The organism is Prosthecobacter sp. (assembly GCF_044222565.1).
Taxonomy (GTDB): Bacteria; Verrucomicrobiota; Verrucomicrobiia; order Verrucomicrobiales; family Verrucomicrobiaceae; genus Prosthecobacter.
The window spans coordinates 23,085-44,245 of sequence record NZ_JBGANA010000034.1 but is presented as its reverse complement, the minus strand read 5'-3'; the positions used below and the strand labels follow the sequence as shown (position 1 = coordinate 44,245).

Sequence of the window (21,161 nt, the reverse complement as noted above, 5' to 3'; positions counted from 1 at the left end):
AACCCCTTTCTTTTCGCAGTCCCTTTCGCATGAACATTTCTGTCTTTGGCCTTGGTTACGTAGGTGCAGTCACCGCAGCCTGTCTGGCCAAGAAGGGGCATTCCATCATCGGTGTGGATTTGCATCCGGCCAAGGTCGCGGCCTTCAACCAGGGAATCTCCCCGATCGTGGAGCCGGGGCTGGACGCCTTGCTGAAATCCGGCAGCGCGAGCGGACACATCACCGCCACGGTAAATGCGGACGAAGCGGTGGCGAATTCGGAGGCCAGCATCATCTGCGTGGGCACCCCTTCCCTGCCCTCGGGCAGCCTGGATCTGAACTACGTGCTGTCGGTGGCCAGGCAGATCGCCGCGGCGCTGACGGCGTCGAAGAAAGCGCATGTGCTCATCTTTCGCAGCACCATGCTGCCGGGAAGCACGCGGCGGATCGTGGGCGAGGTGTTTGCTGGACTGGTGCAGGCTGGAACTCTGCAGATCTACTACTGCCCGGAATTTTTGCGTGAAGGCACGGCAGTGCGCGACTTTGACGAGCCATCCCTTGCGGTCGTGGGGACCGAGGACGGTAGTTCGGCGGTGCCGGAGGAGATCGCCGGACTTTTGGGCGGCAAGCCTGAACTGCTGCGCTGGGAGGGAGCGGAGATGATCAAGTACTCCTGCAACTACTTCCACGCGCTGAAGGTGGGCTTTGCCAATGAGATCGGCCGCCTTTGCAAACAGCTGGGCGAGGACGGCAAACGGGTGATGCAGGTGGTGTGCGAGGACAAGAAGCTCAACATTTCCAGCTATTACATGCGACCGGGAGCGCCCTTTGGCGGCTCCTGCCTGCCGAAAGATGTCTCCGCGCTGCATGCCTTTGTGCGCCACGAGGGCATGTCCCTGCCTCTGCTGGAAAACACGCTGGCCACCAACGCGGCGCATCAGCAGCTGTTTGTACAACTCATCGAGAGCAAGCAAAAGCGGCGCATCGGCTTTCTCGGGCTGGCTTTCAAAGCGGACACCGACGACCTGCGTGGCAGCCCGCTGGTGGCGGCCGCAGAGACGCTGTATGGCCGCGGCCATTCGCTCAGCATCTTTGATCCTCAGATCAATCTCTCCCGCCTCATCGGCTCAAACGAGCAGCAGATCCAGCAGCGCATGCCACACCTGGCGCAGCTGATGAAGTCCACGGCAAATGAAGTACTGCAAAACAGCGACGTCATCGTGATCTCCCAAAAATGCGCCACGCTGGAAGCGCTGCTGCCGGATGTCCGCCCGGACCACCACATCATTGACATGAACGGTTGGGACGAACTGAGGAGCCTGCCCTGCCAGTACGACGGCATCTGCTGGTAGAACGGTTCTCGGTGCACGGTTGAATGTTGCGGCTTTCTCCTGCGTTGGTAGCATTCCTCAACCATGAAACGCCGCCTTATCCTCGCTTTGTCCGTCTGTGCTTTGTTCAGTGCCTCATCTCATGCTGCTGATGATTTGAAGAAGATCGCCACCGAACTCGACGGCTACCGTTTTGAGTTTCCCTGCAGGGATCCTATGCCGGAGAATCCGAAGCCCGGCGCGGACGGGATTTCGGCACGCATGACGAATGATCCTGCGACGAATGACAAGTTTACCGACGTGAAGAAATTCGGCGGAGAGGCCGGAAAGCGCTACAAGGTGACGCTGCGTGTGCGCGGCGTGGTGGAACCCATGATGTACAAGGACGGCCAGCAGGTGGGCGAGCGCTTCTACATTGGCGGCGCTCCAAACAACGCCACCTACAACATCTACAAGCTCAGCGTCTCCGCACCTGCCTCCCACTTCTTTTTCAACCGCGACGACAAGGTGGGCCACCGCATCTTCACCATCGACTACACAGCCACCATCGAAATCGAAGGAGGCGCCACGCTCACCTTTCACGGCGACGGCCAGAACGGGCACATGATCACCAATTTTTCCAAGCTTGTCGTGCCTGAAATTGCGCCCGCACCACAGCCCTACAACGGTCAGTTCATCCAGCTCAATGTGCTGAGTGTGGAGGAAGTGAAGTAGTCACTTCCACTCGCGCAGCATGGCCAGCCCTTCGCGATTTCGGGGTGCGCGGGCCAGGGAATCGAGCAGGTGTCTTTTTGCTTTCGTGGCATCAGAAGCCCGGAGCATACCGGCCAGTTTGAAGTGAGTTTGAGCGCCGCCGCTGGGATCGAGAATCAGAACGCGTTCGTAGGCGGCGATGGCTGCAGGCGCTTCGTTCATGGCGGCACAGGCGTCTGCCAGAGCCCTTTGCGGCGTGATCAGAAAGGGGTTCAGAGCCATGGAGCGCAGGGCGTTCGCCTTCACTTCAGGCCAGCGCTTGGCCGGCAGGTCGAGTTCGATCAGCCGCAGGAAGGTGCTTTGCGCACTGGATGACTTCGCGGCGATCTGTCGCAGGACGGCGATTTCTTCATCGGTGCGTTTCAACTGGCGCAGCGCCTGCACTTTCAAAGCGTAGCCGCTGTCGGCGTCAAAGCTGTCGGGAAGGAATTTGATCAACGCCTCGGCGATGGGGAGCACTTCGTTCCACTTCTTGGCCAGGCTCAGCGTATCCGCCTCCTTGCGCAGCGCCCAGAGATTGGAAGGGTGCTTATTCAAGAACTCGGTGAATGAACCTGAATCAAACGGATTCAATTCCTCCGGCTTTGGCTCGTCCCACTCCGCTTTTGCACCGAAGGCTTTTGCTTTTGCGGTGATGTATTTGCCAAACTCTTTCTCCACCTCCTCGATGCCGCCGACGTTCGCAGAGATGGCATCATTGATGCGCTTCCCTGCAGCGAGATCCGCGAGGATGCCCTGGAATTTTTCCTTGCCGAAAGTCGTGAGCAGAAACTCCACCGCCTGGCTCGACTCATAGTAGGCGAACATGAGATGCTCCTGGGTTTTCGGAGACATGAAGGCGCCGCTGAGACGCGACATGGGTGTGAGTGTTTCTTCATCGAGCACCATCTCACGATGCTTTTCATCCATCGCCATGCCCCAGGCAGGATCGCGCTGCCGCTCTTCGTAAACGCTGATGCCCTCGCTCAGCCAGCGTGGCATGCGGTTCTTCGTCACTGTGAGCGTGATGACGTGACAAAACTCATGCCACAGCGTGCTCTCCCAGTTGTTACGGCCATGGGCGAGGCTGCCGGGGCTGTTCATCGTCACCACCGTGCCGAAGCATACGCCCAGCATGCCCTGACCGCCCAGCGCGCCGAAGGTGCGAATGGCAAAGTCCTGCTGCGCGCCGAAGAATTCCACCAGCACGGGACGTTTCAAATCAGCGCCATACTTTGCGCTCAAAACCGTTTTGCCATCGCGCAGCAGCGCCAGCGCACGCTCGCCATAGATGGGCCAGTCGCGCTTCGGCATCTTCAGAATGAAGTCATCGAAGGTCTTAGTGACGTAGCCGTTCATCTCCTTCTCCAGCAGCGCGAGGTTGTGCGCCTGGATGTTGTAGCCGTCCTCCTTGCGGATGACTTCCGCGAGCTTCCAGGCCTCCTCTTCCTCGCCGAGGCGGAGCAGGTCATGGCAGAGCTGCATTTTGGCGGGCAGGTATTTCGGATCAAACTCCAGGGCCTTGCGCTGGTGGGCGGCACTTTCAGCAAAGCGGTAGGCACGGGAAAGGCAGCGGCCAATGGTGAGATCGACTTCGGGATTTCGATCCCAGCGTTTCAGGGCCTGCTGCCGCGCCTCCTCCATTTTTTCCGCATCGGCCTGGAACAGATACGCCACCACGGCGCGTAAGGCCCATGCCACCGGTTGCTCGGCATCAAGCTCGATTACCTGCTGGATGGCGGCTTCTGCTTCCACGAATTTTTCACCGCCGATAAGAAGCTCCGCACGCAGCAGGTGCGCGGGAGAGTGATGGGGATTGAGCTCCAGCGCTTTTTTCAAACTGTCCGCCGCTTTCTCACGGTCACTCGATTGGAAGGCGCGGGCGAGCCCCATGCGCAGATCAGCCGTCTCTCCGTGCGCTTTCAGTCCGGCACGAAACACATCCGCTGCCCTCTGCGCGTCATCCTTCTGCAGTGCCAGATTTCCTTCCGCGAGATAGGCGGCCTCCAATTTGGCGTCTTTGCCTTGTGCGACTTTGAAATATTGCGCGATCACCTTTTGCGCGTCCGCCCCCAGCGCCACGGCGGCGCGACCGAGGGAAACGGTCTCGATGGCGGTGCGGTCTTTGGAGGGCTTGGCCTTTGCCGCTTCATTGATGCCCTTCAGAGATTCGGCAGCCACATCCTCTTTTCCCAGCAGTTTGGCGAGATCATGGCGCAGCATGAGGATTTCAAAATGTCCCGGATACACCACCAGCGCCTTCCGCGTCTCGTCCAGTGCGGTCTCGACCTGTCCCATCTCGCGCAGGGCTTTGAAGCGGAGGATCCGCCAGTCGGGCGCTTTCAGCCCCTTCTCAACAGCCGCCTCGCCGATCCGGGCCACCAGTTCATAATCGCCCTTGGCAAGCAGCTCGCCCACCGGCCCGAGGTTGCGCTCCTCGAAGATTTTTTCGAGATCGATCTGCTGGGCGTGCAGCGACGCGGCAATCAACAGGACGGCGGAGGCAATCGTTCGGATCATGATGACAGGGTGGAGGCGCAAATCTCACGCCACCAGCAAAACGATCCACAAGGCCAGAAATAGCAAGGCGGTCAAAAATCGCACCGTCACGGTGTGGCGCTTCTGGAACTCGATCAGCGCGTCGCTGGTCATGCCGAGCCAGGCGAGGATGAAGATGGCGATCAGGGGCAGGACGAAGGCCACGTTGTACAGCACGAGGTAGGCCACCGCACCCAGACTGCCCTGCTTCATCATGTAAATGATCGTGGGCAGATACACCTGCCCGGTGCAGGCCAGCTCCAGCAGGCTGATGACGATGCCGCTGACGAAGGCGGCGATGACAAACCGGGAGCTCTTGGTCTGAGTGCGGATCACACCACGGATGCGTGTTTTTAGAAACTCAGGCAGCTGCAGCGTCGCCTCTCCCAGCCGGCCGCGCCAGGCACGAATGCCATCGCGGAAACTCAGCCATGCCAGCACGAGCGCCACGAGGGCGAGGAGGCGGTTCAGCCAGATCCGCACCCAGCCGAAGGCTGTAAGCTTGGACACGAGCTGGCTCAAACCCAGCCCGACTGCAAAATAGGCGAGGAAGACCGCCAGAATAAACGCGGCGCCAACCATGAGGATCTCGCGCGGGCTCCGCCTTGCGATGCGCAGGTAGCTCAGAAAGAAGATGATGGTGGCAAAGGCGCAGGGATTGATGCCATCCAGCAGTCCTGCCAGGGCCACCCAGCCGATGCTGAAGCGATCGTAGCGTTGGGCGATCTCCTCCCCAGCCTTGCTCCGCTCGCTGTCTTCCACTCGATACCATGAGTCATCCGGTGGCTGCTCCGTGGTCTTTTCAATGAGCCGCTGCAGGGCATTGTAGGTGACCGCCGTTTTCACCAGCGCGCCTGCCTGCGTAAATACGGCGGGCGTCACCTGGTGGAGTTCCGGTGTCACCTTGAACCGCACGCACAGCGCTTCATTGCGCTCCGCGCCATCGCTGAGTTCCACATTGTGCTCCTCCAGTGCCAGCGGCTGGGCTTCATGAATGGTGCGCAGCATGTCACGGATGCGTTCGCAGTCCTTGCACCCCGGCTTGTAGAAAAACAGCACCTTCACCGGGCCGGTCTGGCTCACGGGTGCTGCGGCAGATGCAACAGCAGGCGCAGCCGCTTTGACCGACGCGGCTGCAGGGACCCCGGCCTGCACCAGCGAAGCAAAGCTGGTCAGCGCCTTGCCGGTCTTCTTCTGTGCGCCCGGGTTCATGAGGGCGTTCATCGCCTTCCAGTCGTCCTCGCCGAACCACTGTTTTTCCACCTGATCGAGAAGGAAGCCGTACTGCGGCGAGAGCTGACGGTAGGACGATTGTAGAAACGGCTCCAGATGCCGCCTGCGCTCGTCCTTGTCGGAAAGGCCGGCCACCGCCTCACGCAGTGCCAGTGGCTCGACGCTCTGCCCATGACTGAGGAGCGTCAGCATGGCGGGCAGCTTCACCTCCGGCTCTGGATCGCGCGAGAGCTTGACTAGATGAGGCGTGACATGCTCGGGAATGGAATAAGTTTTAGAGCGCTGCCTCCACGGCATGGTCTCTTCCTCAAAGTCGCGCTCGCCAAACCACACACGCCAGTTGTCTTCTCGATTGTCGCCTTTTTGATAGGCTGCCGCAAGCACTTCGCGGACCAGAGGAGAACTGTCGCCTGCAAGCTGTGCTGCCTTGGCGGCAAACTCTTCGCGGTCCAGCTGCAGCAGCGCGCGCCATGCCGCACGGCGCTGCCACACATTGGGCGTCGTCAGAGCAGCATCCACGAGGGGTTTGTTTTCCAGCTTTGAAATCGTTCCCAGCAGCACCAGCGCCAGAGTTTTGGCATCCTCTTTGCCCTGCGGCTTGGACAGCACCTCAGTGCTCCACGCCTGCATGGCGGACCTCATCACGGGCTTTTCTGTCGCATTCGCCATCGTGTAATTGTAAGCATCCACGGCCTTGAGATTTCCGTCAGGTCGGGCGACTTCCTCCAGCAGCATTTTCAGGCGCTCGGAAGAATCTGTTCGCATCACCGCCTCGACCACATCCACACGGACTTCGGGAGACTCATCCTGCAGCATCGTTCTCAGCAGGGCGCCACCAGACTTGTTTGAACTAAGGCGAAACGCACTCAGGGACGAAGCAAGGCGCGCACGCTGGTGCGGCTCCAGCTTTGGCAGCAGGCGCAGCAGTTCTTCGATCGCCCGCCTCTGGCCACCGCAGGCGAGCTGAAGGGCGGCGTTGAACATCAGCTCAGGGTTGTCCTTGTGCCGCATCTCTTCCTCAAACAGATCGCGAAACTCCTTTTCCATCGGCCGCCACTCTCGATCCTGGGGCGAGGTGATGTTTGTCACCGCAGCCTTGGGGCTGCCAGGAGGCGCTGCGACAGGGACTCCAAACGCGGCATAGACCGCCTCCTGGGCGGCATTGCGCGGAGGCGGCTCGCGCAGGACCTGATTGAAGATGTCGTTCTCCCCGGAAGCAGTCGCAGATCCATCGGCATTCTCCCCCGCAGCATCCGATTGGGCGTCGGTGAAATCAAAATTGCCCGGCCTGATGCTCTCGATGATGGCGATCTTTCCGTCCGCATCGGCCTGCTTCAGGGCTTCGAAGACGCGCTTTTTGTCCTCGTCTTCAAACATGAAGCCTGCGAGCAGATGAACCGCGAGCGCGCGCACGTCAGGATCCTTGTGGGTGGAAAGTGTGCGGATGATGGTGAGCGCCTGGAACGCGGTGTCATGCCCTTTATCCCCGCCAAAACCACCGGTCGTTGACTTGTGTGCCCGGGACAGGTCGATGTGTTCGCCATCATGCCCCGCCTGCGTGCCAAAGGCGCGCAGCACACCCAGCAATGACTCGCCTGACTTTTTGGGCAGGACGGCCACCAGTTCATCTGGGAGCAGGCGGCCCATGCGCACGATGGCATCCGTCGCCGGCCCCAGCAGGGTGTCGTCTGACAGCGCCATCTTAGTGATGAGCGGTACGGCGTTGCCGAGATTCATGTCCGCAGCCGCCTTCATGGAAGCATAGCGGACAAATTCATCTTTGTCGCTGAAGCCGGCGATCACGGCTTCTCCAGCGCTGCTGATTTTTAGTTTGCCGACGTACTCCAGGGCCGCCACACGAACACGCCAGCGGGGATCGGCGAGGCAGGCGTTCACACCTTCCCTGCCCGCCTTGGACCTGCCGTCAGAGAGCGCGTTGAGAGAGGCCACCAGCAGATCCTCGTTCTTGGAAGTCATGAAGCTCGCGATCAATGCCGCGCCGCGATCTGACTTGGTGCTCACACGCCGCAGCACGGCATGGATTACGTTTTGATCTGTCTCCACTTTGAGCCGCTCCTGCACGAGATCGTAAACGGCCTCATCGCCCGCGAGGATGAGCGCATCCATGGCGGCTTCGCGGATGAGCGCATCTTCATGCGGCAGAAACTCCGCCAGCACCGGCACGGCCTTTTCACGGCAACGCGTCAAAGGCTGCATTGCTGAGAGCTTTTGATCTCGCGTGCCGAAAACGAGATCGCGCGAGAGCCGCTGCGCATCCTTGGGCAGGCTTTCAGCCATCACGAGCCGATACTGGGCCTGCTTCACCTTGGCGCGCACGCCATCGCTGAGCTGAGGGGTGTCATGCAGGTACTGCTCCAGAAACTTCACTGACTGCATGCCGGACTTGGCCATGGCCTCAAAGGCGCGCTCTTGCTTGCCGACATCATTGCCCACAACATCCACCAAATAAACACGCATCCGGGCTTCATCAAAAACGGGCGCGGTCTTTTCATCCGCGGGCGTCTTGCCGGTGGCCCAGGCCTGCCACTGTTTCAGGGCCTCCATGCTTTTGGAGTCCTCCGGCGCCCAAGGATCAAACAGCGAATCCTGATTGGTGCGCTCCTCCAAAATTTCCAGCGCGCCCATGCGCACCGCGAACATGGGATGCTTGAGAAGCCCCACCGTGATTTCCGATGGGAAGGGTTTCACCATGGCCGCATAGCTGCGCAGGCTTACATGCAGTCCGCATGCCTCGCAGACAACCGCCCACTGCTCCGGTGTGGGTTTCAGACCGTCCTCCCGCATGGCATCCAGCGTGGCGGCGGCGGCGCGCAGTTTGGGATTCAGCTCACTAGGATCAATTTGCACCCGAGGCGGCCCGGCATCCAGCACAGGGCCGTTCTGAGCCTGCGCAAACAGGCCCGTCAGCAGCAGCCACGCGGCGATTTTAATGCAGCAGCGCATAAGCGACGATGTTCACATTCACCTCGAGCGAGTTGCCGATCTCGTTGCCACCGCAGCAGCAGCAGCCGCTGGTGTTGGCGGTGTTGTTCAGCCCCTGACCGGAATAGACGACCACCAGACGGCCATTGTGCTCCACCCCTTCGAGCTTGGCTTCACCGGAAGATTTGGAGAGCTTCATCTTGTCCAGCTGAAACACCGTGCGGAACAGCGCATGCGTGCTGGCGATGCCTTTCATCGGGGTCTCCGCCATCACCTTTTTCATCTCGCGCCGGAAGGCGTTGTCCCAGTCCTTGTTGGAACAGCCCGCGCTGGCCAGCAGAAAGCCGCCGTTGGTGAGATACTTCTTCAGATTCTCGCGCTCCCGCTGGCTCAGGGTGAAGTCCCCTTCCCCCGTCATGACCACAAACGGGAAGGCGAAAAGATCATCGGTGCCCATCTTCACAAACTTGAAGCGCCGCTCCGTGGCGATGCTGGTCTTCTGCTGCACCGTGCTGAGAAACTCATCACTGAAACAGCGGGAGGTTTTTGTGCCTGCGTAAATCAGCATGCCGCACTGGATGGCGCCTTCCTTCGCCATGAGGGCGCTTTGGGTGAAAAGGAAGAGAATCGCGATCATCCGCCATCTCATTGTTCCTGCCCTGTTGTTGGTCATTGCATTCATGGTTTCGCCTCCTTTGAACTTGAAGTCTCCATCACTGCTTCCTCACCGTAAAATTTTCTCACCGCTTCGCGATAGCGCTCCGGCACATCGCGCAGGGAGATCTGGCGCTTGGCCTCGGTGCGAACGGTTGTGGAGGAGATGGTGTCGGCGTGCTGAGGGGTGACGACAGGCTTGCCTTGCCCGCTCCTGCCGCGTGAATCGTGCTTCCCACGCATGGAGCTGTCCCCGCCGAAGGCCATGCGATCAGGTCCGTAAACCGGTGCGTTCAGCATGGGATCTCCCTCGGTGCTGAAGCCGTCTCCGGCATCTCCGTCTCCGCCGCTCTGCCCCTGCCCCGGCTTGTCTCCTTTCGGGCCACGGCGTTTACACATGCCCGCGAGCATCTGGGCCAGCGTGTCAGACATGCCTTCTTTGGTCATGAAATGGATGCCGCCGTTCTTGCAGCTTTTGCACAGCTTGTTGTCGCTGTTCATGAGGGTGTCCATGCCCACCAGGGCAAGCTGGGAATTTACGAAAGTGTTGGGCGTGTTGTCTTTTTTGGCCTGCTGCATGGCGGTTTCCATGCTGCGCTGAATGCCGGCGTTTTCGGCGGCGTTGGCAAAATCGAGCGCTTCTTTTTTCAGGTCGGCCTGATCGGCAGGCAGGGCCTCAGCGGCAGCGCGCAGTTCGGGCAGCCACTCCTTCCAGCGGTCCAGCACGGCCTGCTGCTGACGGGCCAGCTTGTCGAGCCTGGCCGCATTGCGCATGTCCCCGAGCATGATCTGGCGCGCCAGTTCTTCCAGCTGCTTGGTGAGCTGCTGCTGCTGCGCATGCATGGCCTTGAACTCGGCGGCCATTTCCAGCACACGGCCGATCTCCGCGAACTCCTGTCCTTTCTTCTTGATCTGCTCCGTGCGCTGGGCCGCCTCGCCCAGAGTCTGCTTCATCTTTTCGATGTCCTCTTTCGAGGCGTTGGCGAGCTGCTTCTGCAGGTCCTGCATCATCTGCGCGATTTTTTGCGCCTCGTCGGCCACCTGCTTTTCCGCATCGAAGGCCTGAAAGTCTTTCGCCATCGCCTCGGCCAGTTGCTGAGCCTGCTCCATGGCATTCTGCGCGGCGGCGCGGTCGTCTTTGGCGAGGGCTTCCCTCACCTGCTCCACCGCCTCGTTCAAAGCACTGAAGCGGGCCTGAAACTCCTGCAGCGAGGTCCGCGCGCGCATGACGTTGGCATAGTCCTCGGTGCTGATGATTTGAATGCGGCCCACACTGGAGCTCGCGATGCCCATGAGGGAGGGATTGTGATCATGCGCCTCCGCGTGAAGTTCCAGCATCTGTCCCGGCTCCACGCCAAGGGTTTTCATCTGGAGCTTTTCATCCACCGCGAAGGCCTGCTCCTCCGCATCCTCCGTCAGGCGGCGGCCGCGATCACGAAAGCCGGAGAGCTTGCGCACCAGATCGATGCGAGCCAGTCCGAGGTCATCCTCCACTTCCACTTTGAGCGGCACTTCGCTTTCCGGCGTGGCGAGTGTCACACCGGCGGGCGACTCCATCGAAACAATGGGCGGATTGTCCGGCAGCATCTTCTGCTCCAGCTCCACGGGCGCGGCGGAACTCGCGCCGGTGATGTCCTTCAAATCCAAACGCACAAGGCAGGGCAACTTCACCTTCCAGCGCAGCACCACCTCTTTGCCACCACTGGCACGGGCGACGACGGTCTCCGGCTTTTCGCGGGTGAGACTGCGGGCCGGAGTCAGCGTGACCTCGCCACCGCTGAGCGGGCGGTTGCTCGTCACGCGTGCCTCGATCTCCGAGCCTGCCAGCGCCACCAGTTCCGAAGTGCCCAATGCAAACTCACGCGCGGGTCGGCGAGAATAAGCTGGCGGAATGATCTTGAGCATCACGCTCTCCACACGTGGCTGGCGCATGACATCCACCGTGAGCCACGGACTGCGAGCCCCGCCTGTGGCAAAGGCCACCTGCACCGGCTGCGTGACTCTTTGCAGACGCTGGCCAAAGCGACCGCCACCCATGGCAAACGCGCCCGATTCAGACAGCGGTGCGGATTCGTCCTCACGAGTCAGCAGCACCACGCCCTCCGGCACCGGTCCGCCGGTGATGCGTACTTCCAGCTCGGCATCCGAGCCATACACGACTTTCGGCTGTGCAGGTGTGACCTCAAACTTCAGCGGTGAGTACGGCGGCACGTCGGCATGCGGATGAAGCAGGCGCGCAGCGATGATTTTCACCGCATCAAAATTCATCACGCACAGTCCCACAAAAGACAGCAATACTGCGAAGCTGATCCCGACGGCTTTTCGGATGGAGCGCCAAGGCAGCGTGGCGGGAAACTTCAGTGCGGAGAGCTCCTTCCCCCCCTGCCACAGAGCTTTTTCGATCAGGAAGGTGCGCAGAGGTGTGGGCTCGCCTTGCTGCTGGGAGACTTCGAGTGCTGTGGTGACGGGACGGCGTTCAGACAGAGTTTCGTCGGCGCGCAGCGCGGCGGCCTGACGGTTCAAACGGAACAGCGGCAGCAACCAGCTCAGCGCCAACAGCACGACAACACTGCTCCAGGCCAGGAACACCACCGGACGCACGGCATCGCTCAGCGGCGCCACGTAGTCGAAGACACCCAGGAGGATCAGCAGCAGCCAGCCCATGGCCACCGTCATCAGCACGGCCACCAGCAGCAGGCCGCGCCGCCAGCGAGAGGCGAAGCGGGAAAGCGCAGAGTCAAAGGTGTTCATAGGATGAATGAAAACAGGTTTACAGCAGACCCAGACGACGGCGTGACCACCACTCCAATGCCAGAAGAAGAACGAGCGGCACCAGCAGCCAGGACTGCGGCCACCATGGGTGCCAGGTGGCCTGCTCGCGCTCCTGCACCTGATCGGGCGGCGGTGCGAACAGATGCGTGAGGAGTTCAGCGGCCTGGGCAGGGTTCCAAACTTTCCCACCCGTTGCGGTGGCGAGTTCCTGAAGGAAATCGGGATCGGCCGCGAGAGCCTCCTGCTCGGACGGCGGAGCGAGCACATTCAGCACGGCCTCAGGCCCCGGCTTGTCCCCATTGAAGGCCTGCACACGGTAGGTGCCGGGAAGTTCCGGCTGGATCAATGCGCTCCAGGAGCGGCGGCCATCAGCATCGCTCTCCGCCTCGCTGGCGCTGATGTCCGGAAGCTGACCACCATCATGATACACGCGGATTTTTGGCTGCGGCACATCCTTGCCGCCGCGCCAGCCGATGCTGGCACGCACGCCGCGCCCGAGCTTGGCGTTCGATTCACTCAGCCGTAGAGACAGCTCCTGGCCGGGAAGAAATTCGGCGTAGCTGGCAGTCCACTGAAGCAGCTGAGTCCAGAATTCTTCATACATGTTTCCCAGCTTGCGAGCCTGCGGATCGAAGTCCCACTTCCACAAGCCGTCGGCATTCAGGGCCACGACAACACCACGCCCGAAATGCTTGGCGGCAAGCAGAGGCACACGCTCTTCGCGGCCCACGGCGGGCTTGACGCCCATGGCCATGACTTGAGTGAAGGGTTTCAGTTTGGCAATCGTTACGACGTCGCTCAGCGGCGGCAGCTGACGCCACAACGGATCCTGCGCTTCGGGCAGCGCCTGACCAAACAGACCGGCGGCCTCGCCGACACTGCCGGGCTCAAAACGGAACTCGCCATCCATGGCAGCGCCCCATTCGAGCGGCTCCAGCACCTCAAAATCTGCCAGACGTTCCGCATACGATTTGCCACGTGCGAGAAGCAACGCGCCGCCGCGATCTCGCACGAAGCTTTTCAGCGCCTCGATGCGCTTCGCATCGAGAAATCCTTCCGCGCCTTTGCCCAAGACGATGAGATCGATCTTGGCAAAATCGTCCGCGGTTTCAGGAAAGGTGGACTCGCCGCTGACCACCGGCTCGGAGGTGCCGGCATCGACACGGAAGTAGCGCTCGTCATTCAGGCGGTAGATGGCGCGTACATCCATGAAGCCCTGCTCACGCAGCAGCTGCGCGAGGAATTTGCTGTCCCAATACGGTGCGCCTTCGGCGATGAAGACACGGGTGCGGCTGGTGAGTTCCTGCACACGCACGCGGTCTTCGTTGTTGCGGGTGATGTCCTCCCCCTGCTGCGTGGCAACGACGACGCGGTAGTCGCCACCGGCGAGTTTTGGCACTTCGATGCTGAGGGTCTTTCTGCCGCCGCTGTCGAGTTCGACATCCCGTTCCGCCTGCGCCTTGCCTGCGGCATCGACGATTTGCACACGTGGCTTGATGAGGCCGAGGCCGCGATTTTCCAAGCTCACGCTGATGGCCACGGGCTTGCCGGGCAGTGCCATGACCAGACGACGAGTGGCATGCAGGATGAGATCGCGCCCGCCCCACTCGCCTCCGAGCGGAACGACGTGCAATGGCACGTGCGAGGCGCGGGCACGCAGGATGAGTTCCGCGGCGGCGTCCTCACGTGTCTGGTGGCCATCGCTGATGATAGTAATGCTGGCGAGCTTGCGGCCAAGCCCGGAAGCACCGCTGAAAAGTGCGTTGCCGCTGTGCACGATGGCGCTTGCCTGACCGTCCGCTTTCAGACCGGCCTTGAGGGCATCGCCTTCGAGTGCATCGCTGAAGGCAAAGGCTTTGACCTGTTCCCCTCCGGCTTTTGCGATCACCTGCGTCATGGCGAGGCCGCCGGTCCAGCGCGTGGCCTCTCCCACATCGCGCACATCCATCGAGGCGCTGCGGTCCAGCAGCACAGCATGCAGCTTTTCCTCCTTGTGCTCCGGCTGCTTCCACTCCCCGGGATTGAGCAGCAGCAATGCGAGTGCTGTGAAGACAAGGCCGCGCAGCAGCACGAGGCCCCAGCGTGTGGCGGCAGGCAGCGTGAGGCCTGCACGCCACGCCAGCCACAAACCGACCAGTGGCAGCACCACCAGGACGATCCAGGGCCAGGGTTCAGGAATGGCGGGTGCGAAGGTCATGCGGCGGATGGGGTGCGGATGGCACTGCGGGCCACGAGGCTTTCAAGAACGAGCGCGCCCAGTGCGACTCCCACGCACCACGGCCAGAGCGGCAGGCCATCGCGCTGAGCAGCCAGCGCGGCGGCGGCGCTGAGCGTGAGCGACTTGCCAATGCCGAGTGATGCGGGATCGAGCGTGCGCAGATCGCTCTCGGCATCGGCGGGGAAATTCACGCTGGCGCGTTCGATGGGCTGGCCGTCGAGGAGCCATTTGTAGTTGCCGGGCGGCAACGCCTCCTGGGCGCGAAACACGGCGGGAGACTGCGCGGCATCATTGGCATAAATGTGATCTGCGCCGCCATCATCCTGCAGGCGCACCTGATCCGCGGCCACGGGTTGCTGGGGCTGCCAGAAGATGTTCTGCGGTGGAATGAACTGACGCAATGCCCCATGCCCGCCGGCTTCGCCATGATGCAGCAGCAGCTCGCCCAGCAGCACGAGGAAGGCAGGCTGCTGCACACGGTCGCTCACGGTTTCATCGAGTTCGATGTTCCAGAGGATGATCCAGCCTTTGCCCACGCGCTGGGCGGCCAGTGCCGGGACGCCGTCGGTGTAGCGCAGTTGAGTCTGCTCACGGCTGGTTTTGAGATTGATGCGCTTCCACACGCTGCCGCCGGCGGGATCGCCATACTCACCGCTGCGAAAAACCTGCCACAGCGGTTGGTCATCCTGCACGGTCTGCATGGCCCAGGGTTTGTCCTTGTCGCGATTCAACTGCTCGGAGCGCAGCGCTGCCTCTTTGGCACCGGCATTCCAGAGGGCCATCCAAGCGCTGCCGTTCCAGTCTTCGCCGGGCTGGCAGATCACCACAGCACCGCGTTCGGCGGCGGCACGCAGTTCTGTTGCACGATCCGGCGCCGCATGGATGGCCAGGCGCACTTCAGGATCTGGCGCGGTGCTCTTCATATCCAACCAGCCTAGAGAGCCCAGCGCACGCTGCCATAGCAGGAGAGAGGCATCCTGCGGCGGACCTTCGATGGCGACACGCCAGTTTTCACGAATTTCCACCGTGGCAAAGCGGCGGTCGTCTGCCGGAAAGGCATCCTCCGGCAGTGAGGCGGAGATGCTCTGCAACCCAGCGGCCCCACACGGCACACGGAACTCCGCCACGCCCTCGCCCCATGGAGGCAGAGTGACGGCGCGCGTCTGACGCACCTCGGCAAAGGCAAGCTGAACCGTGGTCTTGGATTCAGCCGCGCTGAAGTTGCGCACACGGCAGAGGATGCGCGCCTCGGTGCCGCTGACAGGACGCTCCGGCTGTACGACGAGGCTGGTGAGGGCTGCATTGGCGGCATCGGTGGTCGCCACGGGGATGGTGAGAAGCTTCACGTTTGGCGGAATGCTCAGCGAGGCCTGTTTCCATGCGGCGCTTTGGAAGTCGCTGAGCACATAGAGTTCCTTGGCGCCTTCGCCACGACCCAGCTGCTCCATGGCGATGCGCATGGCCTCATTCACTTCGCCGGGTTCCAGCGTGACCTGGGCACGGCGCAGGGACTCGCGCAGCGCATTCACATTCACTGCGGGATCAGGAAACTCCGCGTCCGGTGCGGCATCCATCCAGACCACATTGGCCAGTGTTTGAGAGCCTGCTCCTTTAAGCACATCTTCCGCCTGGGCGGTGGCGCGCACAAAGCGTGACTGGCCCTGCTCGACGAAGCCCATGGAAGCGGAGCGGTCCACCACGAGCACGATGGTCTTGCGCGCATTCGCCGCCGTAAGCTGTGCTCCAGTGAAGAGCAGCGGCTGCAGGAAGGCAACGACGATGGCCGCGACAATGAGCGTGCGCAGGAGCAGCAGCAGCCAGTCTTTGGGCTTGCGCAGATTGGTGGTTTTGCGCTCCACCTGACGCAGCCATTGAAGCGAGGGAAAAGGAAACTCACGCGGCTTCGCCTTCGCAAACAAATGCGCCAGCACCGGCACGACAATCAAGGCCGTGCAGGCGAGCAGCGCAGGATTGAGCAGGGAGAAGTTCATCCGTGATTTTGCGTGAGTCGGTCCAGCAGCGCGAAGTAGCTCTCATCCGTGCGCGCGAGCATCCAGTCCACACGGCGGCCGACGGCAAGAGTGCGCAGCGTCTGAATGCGCTGGCGCACAGCCTCGCGGTAGCTCTCGCGCACCTGCTGGCTGTGAATGGTGAGCTTCTCGCCGGTTTCGAGATCGGTAAACCGCGCGAGGCCGATCTCGCCAATGTCGAGTTCCATCGGCGTGAGCACTTGAAAGAGATGAATGCGGAACCCGCGGTGGATGTAGGGATTGAGCGCTTTGAAAACAGCGGCGGGGTCTTCGTAAAAATCGCTGAGGATGACGAGCGTGCCACGTCGGTTCAGCACCGGCAGCGAGCGCTCCAAGGCGGCCGCGAGCGAGGTCTTATTGCCGGGCTTGTTGTTTTCCAGCGCATTGAGGCACTGATGCAGATGCGTGCGCGTGCTGCCCAGCGGGAACGACGCCCGGATGCGGTCGTCAAACAGATGCAGGCTGACCTTGTCTGTCTGCCGCACGACGAGCCATGCCAGGCAGGCGGCAAAGAAGGAGGCGTGATCAAGTTTGGTGACACCGTCCGCCAGCGGGAAACCCATGCTGGCGCTGCTGTCCACGAACAGGTGCATCTCCATGTTCGTCTCCTGCTCGAATGTTTTCAAAAACACGCGGTCGGTGCGCGCAAAAACACGCCAGTCCACCAGCCTCGGATCATCGCCCGGACTGTAGCCGCGATACTCATGGAACTCGATGGATGAGCCGCGCTGGTGCGAACGATGCCGTCCGCTGAGCCAGCCCTCGACCATGAGGCGCGCCGAAAGCTCGTAGTTCCTGAGCTTGCGTACGTCCTCGGGCTTGAGGTGCTTGAAGGTGCTGGCCACGGTGGTTTGAGATCAGAGTTTGCCAAGCAGATGCGTGATGATCTGCTCGACTGTGATGTTGTCTCCGGTGGCGTTGTAGTTTGGCAGAATGCGATGACGCAGCACGGGCGCGGCCACGGCTTTCACCTCTTCAATGGAAGCAGCCGCCTGCCCGCGCAGCAGTGCGAGGGCACGAGCAGCGCGCACGAGCGACTGCGAGGCACGCGGGCCAGCGCCCCAGGCGACGTAGTTTTTGATGTAGTCATCGGCGAGTTCGCCGCCCGGACGTGAACGATGGGTGAGTTGCAGGATGGCCTGCGTGACATGATCCGGAACGGGCACTTCCACCACGGCCTCCTGAAGCGCCATCAAGCTCGCGGAGTCCAGCACCGCCTCCACCGCGGCCGAGGATTTGCCGGTAGTGCGAGCGAGCACTTCCGCCTCCTCAGCCATGGTGGGATAGTCCAGCCGGATCTCGAAGAAGAAACGGTCGAGCTGAGCCTCCGGCAGCGGGTAGGTGCCTTCATGCTCGATGGGATTCTGCGTAGCAAAGACGAGGAAAGGTTCTTCAAGAGAGCGAGTTTTTCCAGCCACAGTGACCTGCTTCTCCTGCATGGCTTCGAGCAAGGCGGCCTGAGTCTTCGGCGGCGTGCGGTTGATTTCATCTGCGAGGATGAGATTGGCGAAGATGGGACCGGGAACGAAATTGAAGCTGCGGCCGCCACCTGCCGTCTCCTGCAGCACTTCGCTGCCGAGAATGTCCGTGGGCATCAGGTCAGGCGTGAACTGAATGCGCTGAAATTTGAGGCCCAGGATTTTCCCCAGCGTTGATACCAGCAGCGTCTTCGCCAGCCCCGGCACACCGACCAGAAGGCAGTGGCCGCGGCAAAGCAGGGCCGTGAGCATCTGCTCGACGACCGCATTCTGGCCGACGATGACGCGGCTGGTCTCTTCGCGCACGCGGGTGACTTGCTTGAGCACATGCTCCCAGGAGGATTGTGGAACGGGTGGTGGCATAGGATGAGGTGGTTAGTCTTCTTTTTTGACGAGATCGGCGGTGGCAGCGCTGATGATCACAAGCGAGAGTGGAAGAGCCCTGGTCTCAGCAGCGGCGTTGGCCAGAGTTCCCCAGGCGTCTTTTTCAGTCCCGCGGAGCATACGGATCTCTTCCGCGGCATCGTCGTCATCACCGGTTGCTTTGGGAGTCTCCTTGGAGGGGTCTGCCATGGGCGCGTCCAGCCAGTGCCAGTGCGCATTCGTCCGCTGCTGCTGAAAGTAGGCCATGGAGAGCCGCTTGCCGAGTTTCGGCAATTTATCACCAAAGCCGGATGCGATGCCTTCCAAATTCTGCAGCTCCCAGTTTTTTGCACTCTTTTTGGATTCACGGACCTGCAGTTTGAGACCGAGGATCGGAACGTTGCGACGCAACTCCACAGTGACAGGCCCGCCAGTCTGGGCGGAAATTTGTCTGGCCATCTCCAGCATCGTATCCTTGCTAAAGCCTTTGCCACGAAATGCCTGCCAGGGCGTGGCATCTGCGAGGTCCTTGACCTTCACCTCGTTGATGGTGGCGATGTATGTCTTGAGGTTTTCAGAAACTTCGGCGCCCCGCATCAACGCCTGATTGAGCGCCAGCAGCTTGTCCACCGAGATCGTTTCGAGTTCCTTGCCAATCTCAGCCACAGTTTTCCTGCCCAGGTCTTCGAGAAGCTTTTTGCGCTCGTCCGAACTGATGGCGGCAGCACTCGGCAATGGCTCCACTTTCTGGCCTGAGAGCAATGCGCTGGCACGCTCCTTGAGAAGCCTGGCTCCGTAGTCTCCCAAGGAAGGAAACTCGTACAAATCTGGAGACACATTCTCCCCAGTCACCAGTTTCTCCAGGCTTGCCACGAGTTGGACGAGCATGCGAAGCGAATCGTCCTCGATCTCCTTTGAATTCAGAAGTTTCTGCCAGTGCGGGCGGGTGCGCTCCAGCAGAGCCAGACGTTCCTGCGGCTTGAGATTCTTGTCCCCCTCACCGTTTTCCCCATTGAGGGCCAGACCTAGCAAGTGTTCGGCGACCTGTGGCGATTTGAAATCCGGCAGCAGGGGCAGCAGCATGTCCAGGCGTTCCGTGACAGACAGTTTGTTCAGCAGCGTGGGCAGGCTTCCAAAGGTTTCCCGCGCTTCCTGCTGATCCTCGTCCTCGGCCTTCATATCGTAGGCGGCCAGCATCACCAGCATCTCTTTGAGTCCCGGTTTTTTCTGCTCTCCCTGGGCCGCCTTTGCGAGCCGCTTCAATCCAGACTCCATCTGCTTGCGCTGCTTTTCCTGATCGGTGGAGCGGAAGCCATTGATTTCGGCTTCCAACTTCAGCCGCACCTTTTTGATGAACGCCGGGGCTTTTTCCGGCCCGAGCTTGCGGACGAAGGGCGTCAGATTGCTCATGTCATAGACGTTTGCGCTTTCGAGCATGCCGTTTTCAAGCCGGGCGAGCTTTTTGGGATCGGTCACCGTCAGTGCCTGGGCGAGGATTTCCTCATCCTCCTCCCCCGCCTCGATGTAGGCGAGTGCAATCTCGCCCGGAGTGGCATCCTTCAAACTGGCATACCATGCGAGAATATCCGGGGCTACTTCCGCCACGTTTTGCGATCCTTCAGACCGCAGGTCCTGGGGCAGGACCTGCTGCAGGAGACTCCAGGCGAGCTGCGATCGCGTCGAAGGTGTTTGCAGCCTGCCGTAGGCTGAGCGGAGCAACTCTGCGGCATCTGCATGGCCTCCAAAATTGACGTGGCCGCCGAGGCCGAATGACTGTGACTGGCGCACGTTCAGCCCCGCGAGGGTGAGAGTTTCATCTCCCAGGATGGCCGCGAGCAATGGTACGGCGGCGATTCCGTAGTTGCGTGGGAATGAGGCCCGGCTGTCTTTGTCCTCCTGATCCTCCGCGCCTGCTTCACCCGAAGGCAGGGGCAGAGTCCAGCGGGAATGGTCCGTGCTCTTTCCCGCGTCGAGATCCTGTAGCCATGCGGTCAGCACAGCTTGCTCCTTTTCCGACAGCGGACGCGAAGCTTTGATGGGCGGCATGGCAGGGAGCCTGGCGCGCTCGTTCACCTTGTGAATGAACACACGCGCCGCATCGCGCTGCTGCCAGCCGAGGGGAAACTGATTCACCACCGCCGTCAGCGCCGCACTCAGTTTTGCCCAATCATGATGTTTGGCGAAAGCCCCCATCGCGTCCTGATAGGCGGACTGCGCCTGCCGATCAAAGAACCCGTCGAGCAATTGCTTGCGGAGTTTTTCCTCGGCATTGCCGAAAGCCGCGCGAGCGAGAGCAATGGACTCTGCCTCATGGCCGGTGCGCAGCAGCAGCGCTGACCAGTAAAGCGCCGTCTGCCGATGCTGCACCAACTGGGCGGCCTCCTCGTTCATGCGCCCACCGCGACTGAAAGGATCAACCGACTGCGGCACCGCCTGATTGATGCCGGGCTTTTTGGACTCCTTGGTCAACCACTCTATCGCCGCAGCCACATCTTTGGAGATGTCCGCATTCTTCCAAGTGGCGGCATATTCGCCTCGGCGAACTCCCGCCCGTCTGTCATTGGTCTCAGCCTTGGCGGTGAAAAGAGTGCCCGAATGCAAGATGACGAGCTGTGCTTCCACCCCCGGCTTTTCATCAAAGAGAAATGCGTTCCCCTCGGTGCGGAAGACGTCTTCCTCGCGGGTGAAGATGCCGAAGCGTTGCCCCTGGCTCTCCACCTGCACCCAGCGTGCATTTTTCGGCACCACATTTCCCAGGAGCGCTTCGAGCTTCGTCAGCCCATCGCGAAGCTGCACGTCCGTGAGGTCACCGCCCATAGTCGGCATGGCGAACGCCAGACAGGCAAGAATCTCAAGGTGAAGCAGCACTTTCCCGATTCGCATGATTTTC

At 61.1% G+C, this 21,161-nt stretch carries 11 protein-coding genes; 2 read left to right on the top strand and 9 right to left on the bottom strand.

Features of this window, described 5'->3' with window-relative positions; translation table 11 throughout:
* Positions 1-29: 29 nt before the first annotated feature.
* Positions 30-1,331 (top strand): nucleotide sugar dehydrogenase, encoded by a 1,302-nt coding sequence (locus tag ACILSR_RS30425; protein ID WP_395753587.1) that lies wholly within the window; start codon positions 30-32, stop codon positions 1,329-1,331.
* A gap of 63 nt (positions 1,332-1,394) precedes the next feature.
* Positions 1,395-2,024 carry a hypothetical protein gene (locus tag ACILSR_RS30420; protein WP_395753586.1) on the top strand — a complete coding sequence of 210 codons (630 nt, stop codon included), beginning with the start codon at positions 1,395-1,397 and terminating at the stop codon, positions 2,022-2,024.
* On the opposite strand, the gene ACILSR_RS30415 is transcribed toward ACILSR_RS30420, so the two are convergent.
* From ACILSR_RS30415 to ACILSR_RS30375, 9 genes are read right to left on the bottom strand one after another with little or no spacing between them, the layout of a single operon-like run.
* Positions 2,025-4,562 (bottom strand): peptidase MA family metallohydrolase, encoded by a 2,538-nt coding sequence (locus tag ACILSR_RS30415; RefSeq protein ID WP_395753585.1) that lies wholly within the window; start codon positions 4,560-4,562, stop codon positions 2,025-2,027. It lies immediately after the preceding gene.
* A 24-nt stretch (positions 4,563-4,586) separates the two neighbouring features.
* Positions 4,587-8,777 (bottom strand): cytochrome c biogenesis protein CcdA, encoded by a 4,191-nt coding sequence (locus ACILSR_RS30410; protein ID WP_395753584.1) that lies wholly within the window; start codon positions 8,775-8,777, stop codon positions 4,587-4,589.
* Positions 8,761-9,393, bottom strand: a complete 633-nt coding sequence (locus tag ACILSR_RS30405) for a DUF4159 domain-containing protein (RefSeq protein ID WP_395753583.1) — start codon at positions 9,391-9,393, stop codon at positions 8,761-8,763. Before ACILSR_RS30405 ends, ACILSR_RS30410 begins: the two co-directional genes overlap by 17 nt.
* Before the next feature lie 41 nt (positions 9,394-9,434).
* On the bottom strand, positions 9,435-12,161 hold the full coding sequence (locus ACILSR_RS30400) for a hypothetical protein (protein ID WP_395753582.1): 2,727 nt from the start codon (positions 12,159-12,161) through the stop codon (positions 9,435-9,437).
* 19 nt (positions 12,162-12,180) lie between these two features.
* Complete coding sequence (locus ACILSR_RS30395) at positions 12,181-14,379, bottom strand: hypothetical protein (RefSeq protein ID WP_395753581.1); 2,199 nt, start codon at positions 14,377-14,379, stop codon at positions 12,181-12,183.
* On the bottom strand, positions 14,376-16,391 hold the full coding sequence (locus tag ACILSR_RS30390; protein ID WP_395753580.1) for a BatA domain-containing protein: 2,016 nt from the start codon (positions 16,389-16,391) through the stop codon (positions 14,376-14,378). The genes ACILSR_RS30395 and ACILSR_RS30390 overlap by 4 nt, the downstream gene beginning before the upstream one ends.
* Positions 16,388-17,275, bottom strand: coding sequence for a DUF58 domain-containing protein (locus ACILSR_RS30385; protein ID WP_395753579.1), 888 nt, complete (start codon positions 17,273-17,275; stop codon positions 16,388-16,390). The genes ACILSR_RS30390 and ACILSR_RS30385 overlap by 4 nt, the downstream gene beginning before the upstream one ends.
* Before the next feature lie 12 nt (positions 17,276-17,287).
* Entirely contained in the window at positions 17,288-18,271 is a 984-nt protein-coding gene (locus ACILSR_RS30380; RefSeq protein WP_395753578.1) for an AAA family ATPase, read from the bottom strand.
* Between the two features lie 12 nt (positions 18,272-18,283).
* Positions 18,284-21,154, bottom strand: coding sequence for a hypothetical protein (locus tag ACILSR_RS30375; protein ID WP_395753577.1), 2,871 nt, complete (start codon positions 21,152-21,154; stop codon positions 18,284-18,286).
* Positions 21,155-21,161 lie beyond the last annotated feature (7 nt).